The organism is Candidatus Eisenbacteria bacterium (assembly GCA_035712145.1).
Taxonomy (GTDB): Bacteria; Eisenbacteria; RBG-16-71-46; order RBG-16-71-46; family RBG-16-71-46; genus DASTBI01.
In genome coordinates this window covers 1-1,571 of the sequence record DASTBI010000136.1, presented here as the reverse complement: position 1 = coordinate 1,571, position 1,571 = coordinate 1, and the positions used below count along the sequence as shown (strand labels likewise).

The 1,571-nt window shown below is 63.2% G+C and carries 3 protein-coding genes; 2 read left to right on the top strand and 1 reads right to left on the bottom strand.

What is annotated here, in order from left to right:
* Both VFQ05_08570 and VFQ05_08565 read left to right on the top strand, forming a co-directional pair.
* The coding region (locus tag VFQ05_08570; GenBank protein HET9326810.1) for a helix-turn-helix domain-containing protein at window positions 1-544 on the top strand (544 nt) is incomplete at its 5' end.
* 26 nt (window positions 545-570) lie between these two features.
* A complete protein-coding gene (locus tag VFQ05_08565; protein ID HET9326809.1) occupies window positions 571-849 on the top strand; it encodes a hypothetical protein in 279 nt (92 codons plus the stop codon).
* A gap of 75 nt (window positions 850-924) precedes the next feature.
* On the opposite strand, the gene VFQ05_08560 is transcribed toward VFQ05_08565, so the two are convergent.
* Window positions 925-1,425, bottom strand: coding sequence for a PDZ domain-containing protein (locus VFQ05_08560; GenBank protein HET9326808.1), 501 nt, complete (start codon window positions 1,423-1,425; stop codon window positions 925-927).
* Between the last annotated feature and the right edge of the window lie 146 nt (window positions 1,426-1,571).

Here is a 1,571-nt window from a genome sequence, read left to right as displayed (position 1 = left end):
CGAGTTCCGCCGCGTCGGATCGAACAAGAACGTGGCGGTCGACACGCTGATCGTTGCCGCGACGAATCGCGACCGCAACGATCTCGAGAGAGGCGAGGGATTCCGGGTCGACCTCTACTATCGCCTGGCCCATGCGGTCGTGGTGCTGCCTCCGCTGCGCCGGCGCGGAGAGGATCTGGACCTGCTGATCGACCATGTCCTGTCCGAGGCGTGCGAACGCCAGAGGAAGCAGGTGTCCCTCTCGACAGGAGCCCGGAACCGTCTTCTGAGCTATTCCTGGCCGGGCAATGTGCGCCAGTTGTTTTCCACCATCCAGAGACTCGTGATCCTGAGCTCGGACTACCACGAGATCGGCATCGACGAAGTCGCCCTGGAACAGTCCCACGCGCCAGCCAATCTCACGGAAGAATTGGAACTCGCGGAGCGGAGGCGTATCGTCGAGGCCTTGGCCGCCGCCAGCGGCGTCAGGACGGACGCCGCCAAGATGCTCGGCATGTCGAGGACCACGCTCATCAGCAAGATGCAGCGTTACGGCATTCGATAGCGAGCCATCATCACAGGAGGTGCATGATGTCCAAGCCCCCGATCATCATCGTCCTGCTTGCCTTGCTGACCACCGCATTCGTCGGCCCGGCCCATGCCGGGCTGGTGTGGGGAGGAGGCGGTAATGCTCCGGCGCCGCCGAGTCTCGTTTGGGGCGGGAACCGCGCACCGGCTGCACCGTCCACGGGGATCATCCGACGGGCCTTCGAAGCCAGGGCCTCCTATACCTTCCCGACGACGTTTCCTTCGCCGGTCAATCGCTATGACTGGTCGCGCTGGCTGGGCTGGATCATCGGCGAGGACTAGCGCGCTCACTGCCAAGAAGTAGCTCGAGGCCGGCGCCACATCGACGCCGGCCTCTTGCGTTGCTCTCGCTGGTGCCTATCGCGTGGTCGCCGTGGGCTCGATGGGAGGAGCTTCAGAAATAGCGGTCGCAGGCGTCACGTGGTACTCGAGCATGTGCATGCCGACCATGGTGGCAAACGTATGGTCGTTGTACCTTCCGAGCGTGACCTGCAGCTGCTTTCGATACCCAGTTCGCTGAACCATGAAGGCGACGATCTGGCCAGGCTTCCAGTCACCCTTCGCCTTGGCCAGTGCCGCGTCGTCCTGGAAGCTCGCGCCGTTCAGCGTGAGAAGAACGTCGCCGGGACGGAATCCCGCCCTGGATGCGGGGCTGTATGGGGTGACCGCTTCGACCTTGAGCTTGCCCGGATCGGAGCGATCGAAGTCGAGCCCCAGCCATCCTTGGGTGCGCTTCGCTGCGATGTGGTTCATGCACGTCTGGATGTCCGGCTCGGTGCAGCGGTCCTCGCTCGCGAACACTGGCACCACGCTCGCCACGAGAACCAGCACCATCCAGCAAGAGATCTTCTGCCGCACTTGAACCTCCCAGGTGAAAGAAGGATCGCCGACCCGAGCACGGGTCGTTGGCGGCAAAGGGGACTCAACCGTTTAGACGAGTTCGAGAGCGAACTCAAGTCAAACCCGCGTCATTCCTGCGTGGAATGCGTGGTGATTTGCACGGC